The following is an 18,877-nucleotide window of genomic DNA, read 5'->3' as shown; positions in this document are numbered from 1 at the left end:
CAGAAAGCGTCACGGGCAGGACGGAGAACTGCGACAGATCGGAAAGTCTGAAAAGGAAAAGATAAGGCTGTCGAGCCGACGCCCGACCGCCGTGTGGGTGCATTTCTTCCGGGTCGAATCGGGGTACGCACCCACACGGCGGAATCCCGTACGGCCGGACCGTCAGTGCGTCTTGGCGGAACCGGTGGTCGGGCGGATCTTGGAAGTCCTCGCCTCGCTCTCGGCCCGGCTGACGACTTCGCCCTTCTCCACGCTCGGGACGCTCTGAGTGCTCGGGACAGTCGGAGCACTCGGGACGCTCGGAGCGCTCGGAGCGCTCGGGACGCTCGGAGCGCTCGGAGCGCTCGGAGCGCTCGGAACGCCGTTGCTGGCGGGCCGGGACCCTTCGCCCCCATGGGCTTTGATATCACCGGCGACGATCTGCGCCGCCACCACCTCGGCGGCCACCTCGGCCGCGAGGTCGTGGATGTTCTCCCCGGCCTCGTGGGCCGCCTTCTTCACCTCGAGGGCCAGCCCGACGGACGTCTTGACGACGCCTCGCATCAGCGGCTTCAGGAGTCGCTTGGCCAGCGGCGCGACGATGAGACCTACCAGAAAGGGCGGTACTACGGGCGGCATGATGCTCCATCCCCTCTACACATACGTATGACAGGCCCCGGGCGCTGCGAACACCGAAGCAGCGCATAGCTATGCGGACGGAAGCACCCGTTCTGGAATTCGCGATTCACGTACCGGATCGAATTCCCCATGGATGGGACCAACCGCCCGCTCTTATCCGTCACCGTAGTCGAGTCATGTCCGTCGAAGCCAAACGGCCTTCGCTTGTTTCACCCATGCGGGTGATCATCGACCCCGATCAGGTGCGGATTTCAGCACGCATTCTCATCGCACGCACATATGATCGGATTTTCGATCGTTCCCCTCGGTGCCACTGCTCACCGCGGCTCCCGCAGCGGACGGTGCGAGCAAGGAGCCCTCCCGACGCATCGGTCCCCCACCGCGGGGATACCCGGCGGTCTCCTCCCCCGTCCGCGCACCTCGACGCGAGCGCACAGGCCACAGCCGCCCGGGGGCGCGGCACTTGCGGCCTGGAGCCCCGGGGGCGCGGCACTTGCGGCCTGGAGCCCCGGAGTCACCGCTCAGCGCCGCAGCGCCTGCCACCCGAGATGATCGCGGGCCTTGGCGGGGTTCCAGTGCCGCCCCGAGGTGTCACCGGTGATGTGGAGGACATCGAACCCGTGGCGGTGCTCCAGCGCGGCCAGCACCGCTCGCGAGAGGTCGCCGGCCGCGACGCCGGGGATCGGCGTACCGTCAGCCGCCCGGTGCACCACCGGTTCGCGGCCGGGCAGCGCCCAGGCCGGCCACTGCTCGTCAGGGGTCGGCCAGGCCAGCCGCAGCACGGTCACCGACATGCCCCACTGTGCGACCGCCGCCTCGCACACCTGCTCGGCCAGCCGCTTGGTCAGCCCGTACAGGTCGGTCGCATCGGCCGGCACCGACTCGTCCAGCCCGCGGTCGGTGACCTCCTGGTAGACGGAGAGGCTGCTGATGTGCACGGCGTGGCCGATACCGGCCTGGTGCGCCGCCAGCAGCGCGAGGTGCACCGAGGTCACGTTGACGTCGAACTCCCGTGCCACACAGGCGGGACCGCCGTCACCGCGGGGCGCCAGCGCGGCGTGCAGCACCACGTCGACCCCGCGCATGGCCCGCTCCAGCGCGACCGGGTCGGTGGCCGTCCCCACCACATGGTCGTGATCACCCGCGGGCGGCCGGGGATCGAGCACCCGCACCTCGTGCCGTTCCGCCAGAGCGGGCAGCACCAGGCTGCCGACATGTCCGGACCCGCCGATCACCAGAACGCGCACTCCGCGAAAGTACCAGGGATGCGGCCTCATTGACATGGCATCGGACACCAGATGCGGGACATCGCGGCGACGGCCAACTCCCGTATGCTCGCCGGATGGAGACGGATGGCGACGCGCACCACGGTGAAGTCATGGTCGCGGGGGCCTACTTCGCGGATCTGGTGTTCCACGGGCTGCCACGGTCGGTGCGGCCCGGTGGCGAGGTGTTCGCCGAAGGCTTCGCGTTGGTGCCCGGCGGCGCCTACACACTGGCCATGGCGATGCACCGGCTCGGGCACGGTGTGCTGTGGAGTGCGGATTTCGGCACGGATCTGTTCAGCGGCGAGGTGCTGTCCGCCGCCAGGGCGGAGGGGCTGGACGAGAGGGCCTTCCGCCACCACCCGTTCCCGGTACGGAGCCTGACCGTCGCCCTGTCCTCGCCCGACGACCGGGCCATGGTCAGCTACCAGGATCCGGTCGCCCCCGAGCCGCTCGTCCCGTTGCTGAACCGGCACCGGCCGCGGGTGCTGATGCTTCCGCAACTGCGCTGGGATTCCGAGCTGGTGGCGGCGGCGCGCGCCGCCCGCGAGGTCGGCGCGCTGGTGGTCATGGACTGCCACGACACTCCCGCCACCCTCGACGTCGCGGCGGTGCGCCGAGCCCTCGCCCAGGTGGACGTCTTCACGCCGAACGCCGCCGAGGCCATGCGGCTGACCGGCGCCGGTGAGCTGGACGACGCCATCGCCGAACTCGGCGCGCTGGTACCGACGCTGGTGGTCAAGCGGGGCACCGAGGGGGCCACCGCCGTCCAGGACGGCACACGGCACGATGTGCCCGCCGTTCCCGTGCGGGCCGTGGACACGACCGCGGCGGGCGACTGCTTCAACGCCGGATTCGTCCACGGTCTTCTCACCGGCTGGGACGTACCGGTCTGCCTCGCCGCGGCGGCGGCCTGCGGTGCCGCGGCGACCACGGGCCCGGGTTCCAGTGCGGCCCTGCGCGCCGAGGACCTCCACCGCCGGCTACCCGCCGGATCTCCTGGTCCCACCGCTCCCGCGGACGAGTAGCCGATGCGGGCAGGATGAACACTTCACCGCGCCGAGTGGTCGTGTTAGCGTCCGTCGGATGTCGAGGATTCTGGTCACCGATCTGGACGGCACCCTGCTCGGCGGCGATCCGGCGGACCGGCGGCGGCTGAGGGACGCGCTGGCACGCCATCCCGAGGTGACCGTGGTCTTCGCCACCGGCCGGGGACTGGCCTCGATCCGGCAGCTCCTGCGCGACCCGCTCGTCCCGAGACCACGGTGGATCATCGCGGACGTCGGCGCCACGGTGGCCGACGGCAGCGACTTCTCCACCGTCGAACCGGTGCAGGCGCAGTTACGCACCGGCTGGCCGGGACCGGAGCGCGTCCGGGCCGCGTTACGCCGCTTCCGGCACCTCTCCTACCAGCACGGCGTGGCCCAGGACGGCCGCTGCTCGTACCACCTGGCCCCGGAGCGGCTCACCGGCGAACTCACCGAGGCGGTCGAAGCCCTCGGCTGCGGCTGGACCTACTCGGCCGACCGCTACTTCGACGTGCTGCCGCCGGCGGCCTCCAAGGGCCACGCGCTGCGGGCCCTGGCCGAGAAGCTCGACTGGCGGACCGAGGAGATCCTGGTCGCCGGCGACTCGCTCAACGACCTGTCACTCTTCCGCCTCGGCACCCATGGGGTGGTCGTGGCCGGTGCCGAGCCGGCTCTGCTGGCGGCGGTCGCCGAACATCCCCGGACCCACCGCGCGAGCCGGCAGGGAGCGGGCGGCATCCTGACGGCGCTCCGGTCGCTGGGCTGGGTGGTACCGGACCCTGTCCGGACGGAGCGCCGGCACCCGCTCGTGGTCGGGTACCACCGCCCGCCGGTGCACTGGACCGGCGAGAGCTGGCAGACGCCTACCAGCCCGAACGGCATCATCCCCACCCTCACCAGCGTCTTCGCCGACGGCCTGGCGGGCGTCTGGGTCGCCGCCCTGCCCGGCGGCGACGGCACCTCCGCTCCCGTACCGCCCACCGGGCTGCCGCTGTCCCTCGTGCCGCTCAGCACCGCCGAGTGGACCGGCCACTTCCACCAGGCCTGCAAGGAGACCCTCTGGCCGGTCCTGATGTCCGAGCCGGGCCGATCGGTCTTCGACGACCGCGCGTGGGCCTCGTACCGCGCCGTGAACGCGCGGTTCGCCGAACACATCAGCCGGCAGGCCGCACCCGGTGCGACCGTCTGGCTGCACGACTACAACCTCTGGCTGGTTCCGGCCCTGCTGCGCGCAGCCCGGCCCGACCTGCGCACCGGGCTGTTCCACCACACGCCCTTCCCTCCCCCGGAGATCTTCGCCACCCTGCCGGTCGCCGCCGAACTGCGGACCTCCCTGGCCTGCCTGGACTGGGCCGGCTTCCACACCGCCGCCTTCGCCGAACGTTTCCGCCGCACGCTGGCCGGCCTGCCCGGGCTGCCGCGCATCCAGGTCTGCCCGCTCGGCATCGACCGGCCGGCCATCACGGCGCTCGCCCGCACCCGGACGCCGCCGCACCGGCCCGGCGACAGCCACCTGGTGCTGTCGGTCGAACGCCTCGACTACGCCAAGGCCCCGGTCCAGAAGGTCGAGGCCATCGCCCGGCTCCTCACGCGCCGACGCGACCTGCGCGGCCGGCTGACCTTCCGGCTCGTCTGTCCACCGCCGGAGCCGGGCATCACCGCCCACGACACCACCCGCACCCTCCTGGAACAGCGCGTGGCGGAGGTGAACAGCACCTGGCGAAACGGGAGTTGGAGACCGGTGGACTACGTCTCCCGCAGGCTCTCCTTCGCCGAGGTGGTGGACGAGTACCTGGCCGCCGACGTGCTCTGGGTGACCTCCCTGCAGGACGGGATGAACCTGACGGCCAAGGAGTTCATCGCCGCCCAGGCCGCCCTGCCGCCCCACCGCGCGGGCGGGCCGGGCGTCCTGGTGCTCTCCCGCCACGCCGGCGCCGCCGCCGAGCTCGGCGAGGCGGCCCTCCTCACCGACCCGCACTCCCCGGACGACCTCAGCGCCGTCCTCGCCGAGGCCCTCGCCCTCACCCCCGCCGAACGCCGCACCCGCATGGACCGGCTCGCCGCCCTCCTCGGTGACGAGCGGCCCGCCGACTGGGCGGCACGGATCGTCGACGCGATCAGAGGGGAGGAGGGGGCGGTCGATCCGCTGTGACAGGACCTGGCTCTGGTCCGCGCCGATGGTGTCCGTCAGAGCGGAGCGAGCCTGGTTCCGCGCCGACTCGCACTGATGTTTCTGCGGGCCATGCCCGCGGGGATCAGGCGGCGCCAGGGCTGTGTCGTACCCGCCGGGCTGCCGGGCGTGCCGGTGTACTTCACCTCACCACCGACCGGTCAGCTCGCCAGGAGCAGCAGGAGCAGGGCCGCGGACCAGCTGAAATTGGTCGAGTTCCGTCCCTCGCCCGTCAGCGGGTCGTAGTTCTCCCGCAGCGGCCCGTCGCCGCCAAGCCCGGCGGCGGTCGCCAGGAGTCGGTCCGTCACTCGGCGGGCGTCCTGGTTCCAGCCGTACCGGCGCAGGCCTTCGATGGCGAAGTAGGTCTGGTCGATCCAGGCCGGTCCGCGCCAGTAGCCGGCCGGGTCGAAGTGGGACGAGCTGCGGGCCACCGTCGGGAAGGGCATCGCGCTGCCGAACTCCGCCGGGTCGAGCAGGAGTCCGCGCACGGCGCGGGCCTGGGCGGGCGAGGCGGTGCCTGACCAGAGCGGGATCGCGCCCTCGATGCCGCGTCCGCGTGCGGTGAGGCGGGCGCCGGTGGCCAGGTCGGTGTCGTGGAACCAGCCCGTGGACGGGTCGAACATGGTGTCGCGCACGGCCCGGTCGATCGTCTCGGCCCGGCCGCGCAGCCGCTCGGCGGCGGGCCGGTCGCCCAGCTCGGCGGCGATGGCGGCCAGGTAGCGGTGGTCGGCGGCCAGATAGGCGTTCAGGTCGACGGACCGCTGGCCGAGGGACCAGCCCAGCAGGGTCCCCTCCGTGCTGCGGTTGGCGACGACCGTCGCGCCGAGGGCGGCGTCGAAGCGCGGCGCGTTGTCCATGCCCGACTCCCAGGCCGCCGCCTGGAGGCAGTCCCCCGGAGCCGCGTTGCCCGGGTCCACCGTGGCGCCGTACTCGCACAGGCCCTCGCCGTGGTGGTCGCGGTTGCGCAGCCACCACTCCTGGTAGGCGGTCAGCTTGGGCAGCATCTCGCGCAGGAACGCGCGGTCGCCGCCGCGCCGGTAGACCTCCCAGACCGCCCAGGAGGCCAGCGGGGGCTTGGAGTTGCGCTCGTTCCAGTTGCCGCCGCCGGTGCTCGGGTCGTTGTAGAAGACGCAGTCCGGGATCATCCCCGCGTCCAGCGGACGGTCGGCGGAGCCGGGCTGGATCTGGTGGTCGAACATCGCCCGGATCTGGTCGGCCGCGAGGCCGGGAGCGAAGACGGCGGTGCCGACGGCCTGCTTCCAGGTGTCCCAGGCCCAGACCCCGCTGAACCACTTGTACGAGAGCGAGGGCGTGACCGCGTCATACCGGATCCGCCCGGCCGGGCTGCGCCAGTTGGTGACCAGGGTCTGCACGCACTTGACGGCAGCCCGGCGGCGCGCGGCCGGGACGCCCTCGGTCGCGCGGGCGACGTACCCGGCCCAGCGGTCGGCGCCCGCCGCCGCGACCCGGTCCGGTGCGCGCAGCGCGGCGTCGGCCTCCGCGGCGGCGCGGGAGTACTCGGCGTCGGTGAAGGTGTAGCTCTCGGCCCAGTGCAGGATGCGGGCCGTTCCCGGGAACAGCCGTACGGCGTCGGCCAGTTCGGTGCGGTAGCTGTCGCCGCCGACAGTGGTGCGGACCGGCTCCGCGTGGCGGACCTCGAAGCGCTCGGTGCCGTCGGTGAGGTAGTCCCAGGTCTGCCGCACGCGCGCGAACCGGACGCCGGCGCCGCGCTCGGCGGCGACCAGCTTCGGCGCGTCGTGCTGCGGGGCGTCGGCCGGGCGCAGCAGCGTCCCGGTCCAGGCGATCCGGATGGTCCGGGCGCTGGCGCCGTCGTTGGCCAGCCGCGCCCTGACGAGGGCGGTGCGGTTGCCGGCGAAGCGCAGCTCCAGGGTGAGCACCAGTCGGCCCCCGAGGTCGTAGGACTGCCGCAGCAGGCCCGGCAGGGATTCGAGCCGGGGAGCTCCACCGCCGGCGAGGTCCAGCACCCGGCCCTGCTCGGTCAGTTGGAGGCGGCTGAAGCCGTCGCTGAGCCACCACGGGTACTCCTGGGCCAGGTGGAGCGGGCCGGTGAAGCCGCCGAGCGGGTCCTGCGGGCGTGGCAGGGCGTAGGCGTGCCAGGCGCCCAGGTCGGCGAAGACGTTGATCGGGTTGTTGTCGTCGGCGTCGCCGGGGTAGGCCTGCGCGGGCGTGCCGTGCAGGTCGAGGACATCGGCGTAGCGCTGGTCGGCCGGGGCTGCGGCGGCGGCCGGTGCGCCGAGGGGACCGGCCACGGCGAGGGCGGCGCCGGTGGCGGAGGCGGCGGCCAGGAAGTGACGGCGGGTCAAGGGGCTCATGGGCGTTCCTCGGCTGGTGTGGGAGTGGACGTGCGGGCGGGAGGCCGGGGGCTCTCCGTCGGAGGAGGAGCGGTGGTGTACCGCGCCGTCGTCGCTCGTCCCGCCGCCGACCGCCGTGGATCTGTGGGCAGAGCGCAGGGCAGTCACGCGCGGTGGACGGATACTCCGCGCGTGACTGCCCTGGCCGTGTCCCGGTCGGTCAGTACTGTGTGCTGACGGTGACGCCGCTGAAGCCGGTGGCGGCGTAGAGGCTGAGGTACCGGTAGCCGGCCGTCGTGTTGGTGACGGTGAGGCTCTGGGCGGTACCCGGGTTGGTGGACGAGGCCGTGTACGACTTCGGCGAGGCCCAGGTGTCCGGGTTGTAGTACAGGTAGGCGGTGCCGGTACCGCCGGTCGTGGAGACCTTCAGGGTGGTGGTGCCGGCCGGGAGGTAGAGGTACAGGTAGTCCAGGTTCCCGGCGCCGGCCGCCCGGTTGGCGCGCGAGCAGTTCTGGCCCATCGCGTCCGTGCGGGGGTCGGTGCAGGTCGGCAGCGCGGTGCCACCGGTGGCGACGGTGACCGAGACCGGTGTGCTGGCGGTCCTGCCCGAGCTGTCGGTGACGGTCAGGGCGACGGTGTAGGTGCCGGCCGCCGCGTAGCTGTGGCTGGGGTTCCGCTCCTTCGACGATGTGCCGTCGCCGAAGGTCCAGGACCACGAGGTGATGCTGCCGTTGCCGGTCTCGACGGACTGGTCGGTCAGGCTGACCGTGCTGCCGCTGACCGACTGGCTGAACAGCGCCGTCGGGCCGGCGGCGTAGCAGGCGCCCGCCGCGCAGCCGGTGAGCCAGCTGTCGAAGTCGGCGTCGTAGGCGGTGCCGAGGCTGTTGTAGACGGCGTAGCCGCCCTGGAAGTCACCGGTGCGGAAGTGGCCGAGCATGGTCTGGATGTCGTTCGGGTGCTTCTCGAACATGTACCGGACGGCGAGGTAGCCCCACGGGTAGGTCCGGGTGGAGTCCGAGTTGTCGTAGGTGTTCTGGAAGATGGTGCTGAGCTTGTAGGTGTGCTTGGCGGCTTCCTGCATCGCCTGGGTGTCTGTGGTGCCGCGGTAGGCGTAGGACTCGTACTCCGCGAGGCCCTCGATCCACCAGATGTCCGGCACGGAGATCTCGGTGCCGAAGCTGCCCTTGATGTCGTAGCGGCCGTCCAGGTAGTGCGTGTACTCGTGGTTGAGGTTCCACACGTTGGCGACGAAGCCGTCGTTGTACGACTTCTGGTACATCACGGAGACGGCCTGGTTGCTCGGGTCGGTCACGTCCATCAGCGTCTCGCCGCCGTTGTCGGTCGAGTTGCCGTAGATCGCCCAGGAGTAGGTCGTGTAGTCGGCCTTGTTCGCGAAGACCGCGAGCGTGATCGTCTGGTCGTACTGGCCCGGGACCGGGCCGTTGTCCTTGACCAGGTTGTGGAAGAACGGATCCTCACCCTGCAGGCTGGCGCAGACCGCGGCCAGGTCGGCCGGCGAGAGCGACTCGGCGACGATGGTGCGGTTCGGCGCGCACGCGTAGGTGTCCGGCAGTACCGCCGCGGTCAGCTTCGCGGGCAGGTCGCAGACGCCGTAGTACGAGCACTGCGCGCCGTCGAAGGCGTTGGCCTGGTAGGCGGTGTGCACCCACAGCGGGCCGGTCGGGCCGGTGATGGCGGAGGCGCCGAGCACCGACTTCACCAGCGGCTTCGCGACGGCCTCGACCGCGGGGCCGTCACCGGCCATCCGGGCGAGGTCGTTGCCCGCGTTGACGTCGAGGAAGGCGTTCGCACCGCTCAGCAGGCCCTTGTTCTTGATCGCGAAGCTGCTGAGGGTGTCGAGGACGCTCGGGTCGGCGGCGACGGCGGCGACGAAGTCCGGGTTCCAGTTGGCGCGCCACAGCGGCGCTGTGAGCACCGCGTTGACCGCGTTCACCATGCTGGGGACCGCGTCGTAGGAGCTGTTGTAGCCCTTCAGCTCCCGCTTGTAGACGTCGAGGTAGTCGCCCTGCAGGTTCGCGCTGTCGGTGAGCACCAGCACGTCGTACAGCACGTCGCCGTTGCCCGCGGTGACGTCCGCCGCGTGCGGGTTGGCGAAGAAGGCGTCCAGGCCGGCCTTGCTCGCCGCCGACAGCTTCGCGTCGTAACCGCCCACGGAGGAGGCGTTGTTGGACTGGACGAAGTAGCCGGCGCGGAGGAACAGCACCAGCTGCCAGATGCCGGAGGAGTCGTCACCGCCGTAGCTCGTCGCCAGGTTCCGGAAGGCGTCGGCGACGCTGAGCATCTGCGGTTCCTTGAAGATGCTGCCCGCGCTGGTGCCGGTGACGTTGAAGAGGGTGTTGACGCAGTCGGTGGTCGAGGACTCCACGAAGGAGACCAGCGCGTTGCCGGAGCGGCTGCCGAAGTCGGCCGGGGTGCAGCTCTGCGCCCGTGGGGCGGTGAGGGTGTTCGGCCTGGCGGCCGGCCCGGCCGCGGGCGCGCCCTGCGCCGTCTGCACGGTGGTACCGGCCGGATGCCCCATCACCGCCTGGCCGAGCAGGGCCGGCGGGAGCGCGGCGGCGACCGGGGCGGAGTCCTCAGAGCCACCGGGGACGGTGGCGCCCAGCGGCTTCGGGAGGGCGGCTGAGGCTGTGGCAGCCGCCTTGCCGGGCTCCGCGGTGGACGCGGCGAGGGCGGGTACCGGCAGCAGGCCGGCGGCGGACACGCAGCCGGCGATGACACCGGCTGCGAACGTGAACGCGGGTATTCGTAAACGCACCGCTGGTCCATCTCCTGTGTGGGGGAAACTCGTTGGGGGTCGAGCAGGGGGCTTGGGGGTCAGGGTTGACGGAATCCTGTCATCGGGCCGCCGGAGCGGACAATGTGTGAGGGGATAGCAGAACGCGCCGGTCCGCCATAACACCGGCTGCCACCGCGCGTCGGTGAGTGCTCGCCCGGGCGACCCCGATCGCGGTGGTCACAGGTGCGGTGGTCACGGATGCCGTGGTCACTGGTGCGGTGGTCACGGATGCGGTGGTCACTGGTGCGGTGGTCACTGGTGCGGTGGTCACTGGTGCGGTGGTCACGGCCGCGGCGCGCGGTAGGTTCTCGAGGCCCAGGCCTGGAAGTGCGGCGAGCCTGCGATCAGCTCCCGGTAGGCGGCGGTCGCGGCGCCGAACAGGGCCTCGACCACCTCCCCGGTCGTCGCCGCGGGCCGCCAGGCGAGCAGGTAGCGGGCCCAGAGCGGCGTCCCCACCAGGGGTTTGACGACCACGTCCGCCAGCGGCCGGGTGGTCGCCTGGACGACGGCGACGCCGAGCCCGTCGGCGACCATGTCCTGGAGCTCGAGCCGGTCGCCGAGGAACTCGTGCACCGTCGCCGGGGCGAACCCGGCCGAGGCGCACGCGCTGAAGAAGACCCCGGGCCAGCCCGCGCCGTCATCGGGCGTCAGGAACCAGGCCTCCTCGGCCAGGTCGGCCAGCGCGATCTCGGTGCGGTGCCGCAGCCGGTGACCGGCGGGCAGGGCCACGAAGCTCGGTTCGGTGACGATGCCCCGGTGCGCGACCAGTTCGGAGTGGTGCAGCTCCATGCCCGGGTAGTCGACGGCGATGGCGACGTCCAGGCTGCCCTGCTCCAGCAGCTCGACGATCTCCGAGGAGCGGTAGACGCTGCTCACCGTGAACAGCAGATCGGGCATCTGCACCCTGGCCCGGGACAGCAGACCGGGCAGGATCGGCGAGTTGGTGGCCGCCAGCCGCAGCTCCCGGCGATTCCTCGCACTCTCCTCGGCCGATCGGCGCCCGAGGCAGTCGGCCCGCGCCAGCACCTCGCGCGCGGCCGCCAGCACCTCGGTGCCGAAGCCGGTCGGCGCCACCCCGGCGGCCGTGCGCTCGAAGAGCGGGGCGCCGAGATGCCGCTCGATCCGGCGCAGCTGGGTACTGGTGGCCGGCTGCGACGCCCCGAGCGCCACCGCCGCCCGCCCCACGCTGCCGGTGTCGGCGATCGTGCACAGCACCCTGAGGTGCCGAAGCTCCAACTCCACAGCGTGCCCCTTCCCTTGCCCGGTGGGCCGGTCGCGCCCTCCGGGCGGCGTGCGCCGGCGCGCCGCTCCCATATCTGTCATGGCATATGTGACATGTCATTCCCTGTTCACGATCGCGCCGCCTCCATGTCGCGTCAAGCCCCGTCCCACCGCACGGTGTCCGCCCGGACCTGGCGCACGCTCTGCGGCAGGCGGCGCACCTCGCCGGTGCCCGGCCGGGCATGCGTCCCGGACCTCACGAGTCGGGTCGGTCTTCCGCCTTCGGGGGGCCTCTACAGGCACGACCTCAATGCCGGGCTCAGCGTCCATGCGCTCGGCGAAAGCTTCATGAGTGTCGGTCGGCTGCCTCGCCGGACCGTCCCGGCCGGAATCCGAAGGGCGGAGATCAGCCCGACGGCCGGCCTTCCGGATTCGGTCGGCCGGCCCCCGGGTGCGGCGTGTCGCCTCGGCGTGCGGCTTCGGCGTACACGTCCGTCAACTGCCGTCATCACCGGTCCAGTCGACGGCCTGCGGATCACGGCTGTCAACCCCTATCGGCGCTGTTCGGTCACAGTGCCGGGGACGATGTCCAGAACCGCCATCATGCCCTTGTCCTCGTGGTTGAGGATGTGGCAGTGCACCACGGTCCTGCCGGTGAAGTCGTCGAAGCGGATACGCAGCACGGCGTTTCCCCCGGCCGGGACGTTGATGGTCTCGTACCAGCGGTGTCCGCTCGCGGTGGGGCGGCCGTTGAGGCTCATCAGCTGGAAGTGGTTGGTGTGGGCGTGGAAGGAGTGCTGCTCACCGGTGTTGTTGACGATGGTCCACTCCTCGACGGTGTTCAGCCTGGAGGTGATGTCCACCCGGTTCGGATCGAACTGCCTGCCGTTGATGTAGAACTCGGTGCCGGCCGAGTTCTCCGTGTAGACGAGGTCGCGCCGGGCGGCGAGGACGGCATGGCTGAGGTCCTCGTTCGGCGCGAACCGCTCGGGCAGCCGCACGGGCCGCACCGGACTGCCCTCCGTGACCACGGTCGCCAGGTTCACCTGGGGGAACTGGTTCCCGTCCGGGCCCGTGTTGTAGGCCAGCGTCTGCAGCGGGGCCCTGCCGGGCTCCCCTCCCTGCACCAGCACGTCGAACCGGGAGCCCGCCGGGATGACCAGGGAGTCCGCGGAGTAGACGCGCTTGACGGGGTATCCGTCCTGCGCGATCACGTGGAACTTCCGCCCCGGCAGGTGGAGCTTGTAGTAGATGTTGGCGCCGATGTTGGCCAGTCGCCACAGCTGGGTCTCCCCCGGCCGGATGCGGATCAGCGGGTTCTGCTGGCCGTTGACCGTACGGTTCGTGGGCGCGCCGATGCTCAGGTTCTCGGTCTTGACGGAGTCGCCCTCGACCTGGTCGTCCTTGAGCGCGATGACGCGCTCGGTGATGTGCTTCAGGGAGTCGGGCAGGTACTCCTGCAGCCCGTCGACGATGATGATGCCCGACTCGCCGCCCGCCACCTGCGGTGCGGAGAGCATGTCCGCGTGGGAGTGGTACCAGTAGGTCCCCGGAGTGATGTCACGCGGGATCCGGTACGAGTAGTGGAAGGTCCCACCGGGTTTGATCTCGACGAAGATGTCGTCGGACGGGCTCTTGGGCGAGACGTGCAGCCCGTGGACATGGAGATTGGTCTCCTCCGTCCACTCGTTGACCATGTCCAGCTCCACCCGGTCGCCCGGACGGATGCGGAGGGTGGGCGGCATGTAGGAGCCGTTGTAGGTCAGGGCGAACAGCTCGCGGTCACCCACGGCCACCTTGCGTCTGGAGACGGTGATCCTCGCCTTGAGGACACCGTCACGGCTCACCAGCTCCGGAGGATTGCGCAGTGGCCGGCCGCTGCCGGTGGGGAGCCCCGCGGACGAGTCCGGTGAGTCAGCGGACGGCGCCGCCGCGGGTCGGGCCGGCTGCGCGGCCCACGTGCAGCCGGCACCGCCGGTGGCGGACGCCGTGATGAACACCAGGCTGGTGGCGAACGAGGCCAGGGAAGAACGAGGCCGCATGGGGCATCTCCGTCGAGGGCCGTGGACCGGTGACGACGGGACGTACCCGGCCTCCGGTCCGGTGGGCGTTTCCCCCGTGCCGGATGGATCGTCACGGGGCGAATCGTTGACGCCCTCCATACCACCCCGAGCCCCGGCCGACCGCACGCAGAGACGTCCATACGCGCCACCGGGAGCCGCCGCGCCGCCGCGTCCCGGAGCTGCTCGGGTCCCTGACTTCTTTTCAGATTAATAGTGAGGATTTACTTTCCCATTACACCATCAGGGTGAGGCTCCCCCACTACATTTGCCCGAGCACAGTCAACCTTGCGCCGAAGACACCCCCATGTCTGTGAGGCAGTACCTCGGGCCTCCTCCACCCCCACTCGGAGAACCCATGTCCATACGTCGCCGCACCGCTGTGTCCGCCGCCGTCCTGGCCACTCTCGCCAACGCGGCACCCGCACTGGCCGTCTCCGGCTCCCTCCCGTTGCAGGCCCCGATGGCCGCCACCGCCCGGCCGCACGTCGGCCCGCACGGTGGCGGCCTGCGCAACAGCACCAGCGGCAACTGGTCTGGCTACGCCGCCACCGGCTCCAAGTTCACCAGCGTCACGGCCAGTTGGGTCCAGCCCGCGGGCAAGTGCACCAGCGCGACCACGTACTCGAGCTTCTGGATCGGTCTCGACGGCGACGGCAGCAACTCGGTCGAGCAGACCGGCAGCGAGGTGGACTGCTCGGGCGGCTCCCCGCAGTACTACTCCTGGTACGAGATGTACCCGGCGTACCCGGTCAACTTCAGCAACACCGTCCGTGCCGGTGACCACTTCACCGCCGGCGTCACCACCAACGGCAGCGGCTCCTTCACCCTGACCCTCTCGGACACCACCCAGGGCTGGAGCCACACCGTCAACTCGACGCTGAAGAGCGCCGCCCTGGCTTCCGCCGAGGTCATCGCCGAAGCGCCCTCCAGCTCCACCGGAGTGCTCCCGCTCACCGACTTCGGCACGGCCGCCTTCACCAGCGCCACCGCCAACGGCCAGTCGATCGGCAACTTCTCGCCCGACCGGATCACCATGGCGTCGGGCAGCACCACCAAGGCCACGACCTCCGCCCTGTCCGGCGGTCAGAACTTCTCGGTGACCTGGAACCACAGCTGATCGTCACGGCCGGGTGACCTCCGCGCCCCGGGAGGCGCGCCCCACCCGCCGTCCGCGACCGTCACGGACGCGGACGGCGGGTGCACCGCGGGCCCCTCAGGTGCGGTAGGCGTAGAACAGCGCGTCCGGGTAGGACATCACCAGACTCGCCACCGACCGGCGGTAGGTGTCGGTCGAGTGGTAGGTCACGTAGGGCATGCCGTTCGCACCCCGGTACGTGACGATCATCGAGTGGTCCTTGGAACCGTCACGGTCGAAGTCCATCTGCAGGATGTCCCCGACGCCCATCTGGTAGACGTTCGCCAGGTTCGACGCCCGCTTGCTGGAGAGCGTGAACCAGGACCACTCATTGGCACCCACCCAGGACCAGCTCTGCGCCGAGGAGTCGGCCCACCAGTTGTGGTAGTCCGAGTCGTCGCCGGGCACGTTCTTCCAGCCGCCCGCCTTCAGCGCCTGGCTGATGAAGTTGGTGCAGTCCCCGCCCTCGCCGTTGAAGTGCGGGTACGCGGGGTTGTAGTGGCTCCAGTACTTCTCCGCGTAGGCCGCCATGGCCGCGTAGTCGTACCCGCTGCTCCCCGTGGTCTTCGGGAGCGGCGACGCCGGCCAGGAGGTGGCCGCAGGGGTCCCCTCCGGGTAGTCGTCGTCGTCCGCGGCCTTCGCCACGGTCGGCGCGGGCGCGTTGACCGCCGGGAATCCGGCATCCTCGTTCCTGATGCCCGTCAGTTCCCAGCGCCCGTTGGACGTGGCGGCGAAGGTCACGTCGTGGTGTGCCTGGAAGCCGGTCGTCGCGGGCTCGTCACCGCGGACGTTCTTGTAGGTCAGGGTCGTGCTCTCGGTGACCTCGACGTCGGCACGCCCACCGCTGATCCGGACCTTGTCCACCGCGACCCGGGTGGAGCCGGCTCGGTACTCCTCCCCCACGGCCGCCAGTCGCGCCTTACGGGCCCGCAGCGAGGAGAACACGGTGTCCTCGGCCCGCGCCAGGCCGGACGCCAGGCCGACGCGCGCGTCGGATCGAAGAGCCTCGTGCCGCACCGGGGTTGTGTCCAGGAGCGCCGCCGTCCGCTGGCTCAGAACGGCCTGGGTTATCTGCTCGAAGGACGTGACGGTCGCCTTGTCCACCGTACCGGCCGCGCTCGCCGCCGAAGCCGACGGCAGCGAAGCGGCCGACAGGACCGCTGTCACTGCCAGTCCCACGGCGGACCTCAATATGGCTCGTCTCACGTGATCTCCTCCTCTGACGACCGGTCAGTTGATCCGATAGAGGAATCTTCGCATCCTTTTGGGGATCTTTCGCCAAGAACCGTCCACATCGAAGCCGGAACGGCCCCATCGGTCGTGATGTTCCGTCAGGCCGAAGCCCATGACCTGTGGGACCGTCAGCGATCCACCATGCCCGCGGGCGACGCGATCCCGCCGCCACCGGGCCTGCTGGGTGATACTCCGGAGCATGACGAAGAGTGACCACTCCGACACGCAGGAGCCGGGTGCGCCGAGCCCGTCGGAGCAGCTGCCCCGGCTCGACGGGCAGCAGCTCGAGATGGTGCGCCGGGTCGGCCGGGAGTGGGGGCGGGTGGCCGGGGATCCGGAGCTCCGGCGCCGTGCGCTGCCCGTCGATCCCAATCTGGGTGAGTACCCGGAGTCGGTCCAGCCCGCCCGTTTCGGACGCTTCGTCAGGATCGCCCCGCTGTCCGGTGCGGGCGGGCGGGTGGAGGCCGTGGAGGAGACCGCCGAGGCGGCGGTCCGCCCCTCACCGGTCGCGACCTTCGGCCACCGGGTACGCCGGGTACTGCTAGGCCAGCCGCTGCGGAGCACCGCCATCGCGCACGAGCGGATGCGCAAGCTCGTCGCGCTACCGGTGCTCTCCGCCGACGCGCTGTCCTCGATCGCCTACGGCCCGGAGGCGATGCTCGCCGTCCTCGTGCTGGCCGGCTCGTCCGGTCTGCGGTACGCGCTGCCGATCGCGGCGGGGATCGCCTTCCTGATGCTGGCGGTCGGGATGTCGTACCGGCAGACGATCCGCGGCTACCCGCACGGCGGCGGGTCGTACATCGTCGCCGGGGACAATCTGGGCCCCCTGGCCGGCCTGGTGGCCGCAGCGGGTCTGATGGTCGACTACGTCCTGACCGTGGCCGTGTCGGTGGCCTCCGGGGTCGCGGCGATCACCTCGGCGGTCCCGTCGCTGACGGGTGCGACGGTGCCGATCGGCCTGGGCGTGATCGTCGTCCTGCTCGCCGGGAACCTGCGCGGCGTCCGGCAGGCCGGGGCGGTCTTCGCGGCCCCGACGTACGTGTTCGTCCTGGCCGTCGCGCTGCTGGTCGGGTACGGCCTGGCGGACGCCGCGGGCCGGGGCTTCCAGCCGGCCCCGACCCCGCGGCTGAGCGTCTCGGAGGGGGCCGGGCTGCTGCTCGTCCTGCGCGCCTTCGCCTCCGGGTCGACCGCGATGACCGGTATCGAGGCGATCTCCAACGCCGTCCCCAGCTTCCGCCCGGTCGAGTGGCGCAACGCCCGTACCACGCTGAGCTGGATGGTCGCGCTGCTGATCACGATGTTCGCCGGCACCGTGGCGCTGATCCACCTGGACGGAGTGGTGCCCAGGCCCGGCGAGACCGTCCTGTCCCAACTCGCGCACCGCAGCTTCGGTACCGGCTTCCTGTACGTCTTCACCCAGGCGGCCACGGCGGCGATCCTGCTGCTCGCCGCGAACACCGCCTACAACGACTTCCCCCGCGTGCTGTTCCTGCTCGCGCGCGACCGCTACGCGCCACGGATGTTCCTGCGCATGGGCGACCGCCTCGCGTTCAGCAACGGCGTCATCCTGCTGTCGGTCACGGCGGCGGTGCTCTACACGGTCTTCGGCGGCAGGACCGATCCCCTGATCCCGCTGTTCGCGGTCGGTGTGTTCCTCGCGTTCACGATGTCGCAGACCGGCATGGCCGTGCACTGGTGGCGCGGGCGCGGCGCCAACTGGCGTCGCAGCCTGGCCTTCAACGCGGTCGGAGCGATCCTGTCGGCCGTCGTCTTCATCACGGCCGGCATCACCAAGTTCACCTCGGGCGCCTGGGTCGCCGTGATCGCGGTGGGCCTGTTCGTCCTGCTCGCGCTCCGGATCCGCCGTCACTACGACGTGGTCGGCGCGGCCACCCGGCTGCACCCGTGCGCGATCGAGGTGCCCAAGCCCTCGCTCGTCCGGCTCGCGGGAGAAGGCGGCGAGCGGCCGACCCGCGAGACGCTCTCCCCGGAGGCCGAGGAGGAGAGCGAGGAGGAGAGCGAGGAGGAGAGCGAGGAGACACCGGAGGAGATCCGCCATCTGACGGTCGTTCCCGTAGCGGTCCTGGACCTGACCGCCATGCGCGCGCTCGCCTACGCGGCCTCGCTCGAACAGCCCGTCCTCGCACTGCACATCAGCCCCACCGAGGAGGAGGCCGGGCAGTTCCGCGACTACTGGCGCCTGTGGGGCGCCCACCTCCCGCTGGAGGTCGTGATCTCCCCGTACCGCGCCGTCGTCGCACCGCTGACCGACTACCTCGAGGCGCTGCACCGGCAACGCCCCGACCTCACACTGACCGTGATCCTCCCCGAGATCGTGGTCCGGCACTGGTGGCACGCTCCACTCCACAACCAGGTCGCACCCCGCCTGCGGCGCGCCCTGCGCCACCTGCCGAAGGTCGTCATCACCACCATCCCCTTCCACGTCCCGAGCTGACCGCACCCCATCCCCGGCCTCCGCGGCCGAAGATGGCGGCCGGCCGGCCGCACGGCGCCTCCCGGGTGCACTCGCGGCGGCAGTGGACGGCGCCCCGGGTGCCGGCCCGCGACTTCGCGAACTCGGCGGCCGCGCCGCACCGTTCGCCGTCGGGTGACCGCCGTCAGTCTCCGTCCGGCCCGGCGGTGGCCTGCTCGACCGTGGCGAAGACCCGGAAGATGTCCCGCACGCCGGTGATCTCCAGCATCCGGGCGACGACCGGCGTGGGTCCGGCGAGCACGATCCGCCCGCCGGCCGCCTCGGCGGTCAGCCGGGCCCTGAGCAGCAGGTTGAGGCCGGTGGAGTCGCAGAAGGCGAGACCCGAGCAGTCCACGACCAGCTGGGCCGGGGCCTCCCGGAGTGCCTCGTCCAGCGCCTCGCGCAGCACTCCCCCGCTGTCGTGGTCGAGTTCGCCGTCCAGGGTGAGCACGATCCCGTGTTCCCACGGCCGGGCGGAGACGGTGAACTCACCGGCGTCCGTCGGGTGTGCATCCATCGGCCGCGCTCCTCCCGTGCCGGCGGGGCCAGGCTCCTCCACCAT

General features: G+C 71.4%; 12 protein-coding genes. 4 read left to right on the top strand and 8 right to left on the bottom strand.

Going from position 1 to position 18,877, the window contains the following annotated elements:
• Window positions 1–162 precede the first annotated feature (162 nt).
• Window positions 163–618, bottom strand: a complete 456-nt coding sequence (locus ACSMTC_RS36745; protein ID WP_436564077.1) for a DUF5132 domain-containing protein — start codon at window positions 616–618, stop codon at window positions 163–165.
• Between the two features lie 521 nt (window positions 619–1,139).
• Complete coding sequence (locus ACSMTC_RS36740) at window positions 1,140–1,865, bottom strand: NAD-dependent epimerase/dehydratase family protein (RefSeq protein WP_436564076.1); 726 nt, start codon at window positions 1,863–1,865, stop codon at window positions 1,140–1,142.
• A 95-nt stretch (window positions 1,866–1,960) separates the two neighbouring features.
• Here ACSMTC_RS36740 and ACSMTC_RS36735 point away from each other — a divergent pair, with 95 nt between their 5' ends.
• A complete protein-coding gene (locus tag ACSMTC_RS36735; protein WP_436564075.1) occupies window positions 1,961–2,911 on the top strand; it encodes a carbohydrate kinase family protein in 951 nt (316 codons plus the stop codon).
• 58 nt (window positions 2,912–2,969) lie between these two features.
• Window positions 2,970–5,063, top strand: a complete 2,094-nt coding sequence (locus ACSMTC_RS36730; RefSeq protein WP_436564074.1) for an HAD-IIB family hydrolase — start codon at window positions 2,970–2,972, stop codon at window positions 5,061–5,063.
• A 179-nt stretch (window positions 5,064–5,242) separates the two neighbouring features.
• Here ACSMTC_RS36730 and ACSMTC_RS36725 read toward each other — a convergent pair whose 3' ends face one another.
• The 4 genes from ACSMTC_RS36725 to ACSMTC_RS36710 form a co-directional block, all read right to left on the bottom strand.
• Entirely contained in the window at window positions 5,243–7,414 is a 2,172-nt protein-coding gene (locus ACSMTC_RS36725; protein WP_436564073.1) for an MGH1-like glycoside hydrolase domain-containing protein, read from the bottom strand.
• Window positions 7,415–7,613: 199 nt separating this feature from the next.
• Window positions 7,614–10,169: a collagenase gene (locus tag ACSMTC_RS36720; protein ID WP_436564072.1), complete on the bottom strand. Its 2,556-nt coding sequence runs from the start codon at window positions 10,167–10,169 to the stop codon at window positions 7,614–7,616.
• A gap of 303 nt (window positions 10,170–10,472) precedes the next feature.
• Window positions 10,473–11,432: a LysR family transcriptional regulator gene (locus ACSMTC_RS36715; protein WP_436564071.1), complete on the bottom strand. Its 960-nt coding sequence runs from the start codon at window positions 11,430–11,432 to the stop codon at window positions 10,473–10,475.
• Between the two features lie 530 nt (window positions 11,433–11,962).
• Window positions 11,963–13,453 (bottom strand): multicopper oxidase family protein, encoded by a 1,491-nt coding sequence (locus ACSMTC_RS36710; protein WP_436564070.1) that lies wholly within the window; start codon window positions 13,451–13,453, stop codon window positions 11,963–11,965.
• A gap of 376 nt (window positions 13,454–13,829) precedes the next feature.
• Here ACSMTC_RS36710 and ACSMTC_RS36705 point away from each other — a divergent pair, with 376 nt between their 5' ends.
• Window positions 13,830–14,591 carry a G1 family glutamic endopeptidase gene (locus ACSMTC_RS36705; RefSeq protein ID WP_436564069.1) on the top strand — a complete coding sequence of 254 codons (762 nt, stop codon included), beginning with the start codon at window positions 13,830–13,832 and terminating at the stop codon, window positions 14,589–14,591.
• A gap of 96 nt (window positions 14,592–14,687) precedes the next feature.
• Here ACSMTC_RS36705 and ACSMTC_RS36700 read toward each other — a convergent pair whose 3' ends face one another.
• Window positions 14,688–15,788 carry an amidase domain-containing protein gene (locus ACSMTC_RS36700; protein ID WP_436564068.1) on the bottom strand — a complete coding sequence of 367 codons (1,101 nt, stop codon included), beginning with the start codon at window positions 15,786–15,788 and terminating at the stop codon, window positions 14,688–14,690.
• Window positions 15,789–16,041: 253 nt separating this feature from the next.
• Between ACSMTC_RS36700 and ACSMTC_RS36695 the strand changes: the two genes are divergently transcribed.
• Complete coding sequence (locus ACSMTC_RS36695) at window positions 16,042–18,297, top strand: APC family permease (protein ID WP_436564067.1); 2,256 nt, start codon at window positions 16,042–16,044, stop codon at window positions 18,295–18,297.
• A gap of 163 nt (window positions 18,298–18,460) precedes the next feature.
• Here ACSMTC_RS36695 and ACSMTC_RS36690 read toward each other — a convergent pair whose 3' ends face one another.
• Window positions 18,461–18,832, bottom strand: coding sequence for an STAS domain-containing protein (locus ACSMTC_RS36690; protein ID WP_436564066.1), 372 nt, complete (start codon window positions 18,830–18,832; stop codon window positions 18,461–18,463).
• Window positions 18,833–18,877 lie beyond the last annotated feature (45 nt).

Origin of the sequence: Kitasatospora sp. HPM-01-4 (assembly GCF_051374625.1) — a bacterium.
In the GTDB taxonomy this organism is placed as follows: Bacteria; Actinomycetota; Actinomycetes; order Streptomycetales; family Streptomycetaceae; genus Kitasatospora.
This window is presented reverse-complemented; position numbering and strand designations above follow the sequence as displayed.

What these genes read in the sequence shown, in the direction of transcription:
- ACSMTC_RS36745 (WP_436564077.1), bottom strand. Translation starts at nt 618, where the DNA reads ATGCCGCCCGTAGTACCGCCCTTTCTGGTAGGTCTCATCGTCGCGCCG.
- ACSMTC_RS36735 (WP_436564075.1), top strand. Translation starts at nt 1,961, where the DNA reads ATGGAGACGGATGGCGACGCGCACCACGGTGAAGTCATGGTCGCGGGG.
- ACSMTC_RS36730 (WP_436564074.1), top strand. Translation starts at nt 2,970, where the DNA reads ATGTCGAGGATTCTGGTCACCGATCTGGACGGCACCCTGCTCGGCGGC.
- ACSMTC_RS36725 (WP_436564073.1), bottom strand. Translation starts at nt 7,414, where the DNA reads ATGAGCCCCTTGACCCGCCGTCACTTCCTGGCCGCCGCCTCCGCCACC.
- ACSMTC_RS36710 (WP_436564070.1), bottom strand. Translation starts at nt 13,453, where the DNA reads ATGCGGCCTCGTTCTTCCCTGGCCTCGTTCGCCACCAGCCTGGTGTTC.
- ACSMTC_RS36705 (WP_436564069.1), top strand. Translation starts at nt 13,830, where the DNA reads ATGTCCATACGTCGCCGCACCGCTGTGTCCGCCGCCGTCCTGGCCACT.
- ACSMTC_RS36695 (WP_436564067.1), top strand. Translation starts at nt 16,042, where the DNA reads ATGACGAAGAGTGACCACTCCGACACGCAGGAGCCGGGTGCGCCGAGC.
- ACSMTC_RS36690 (WP_436564066.1), bottom strand. Translation starts at nt 18,832, where the DNA reads ATGGATGCACACCCGACGGACGCCGGTGAGTTCACCGTCTCCGCCCGG.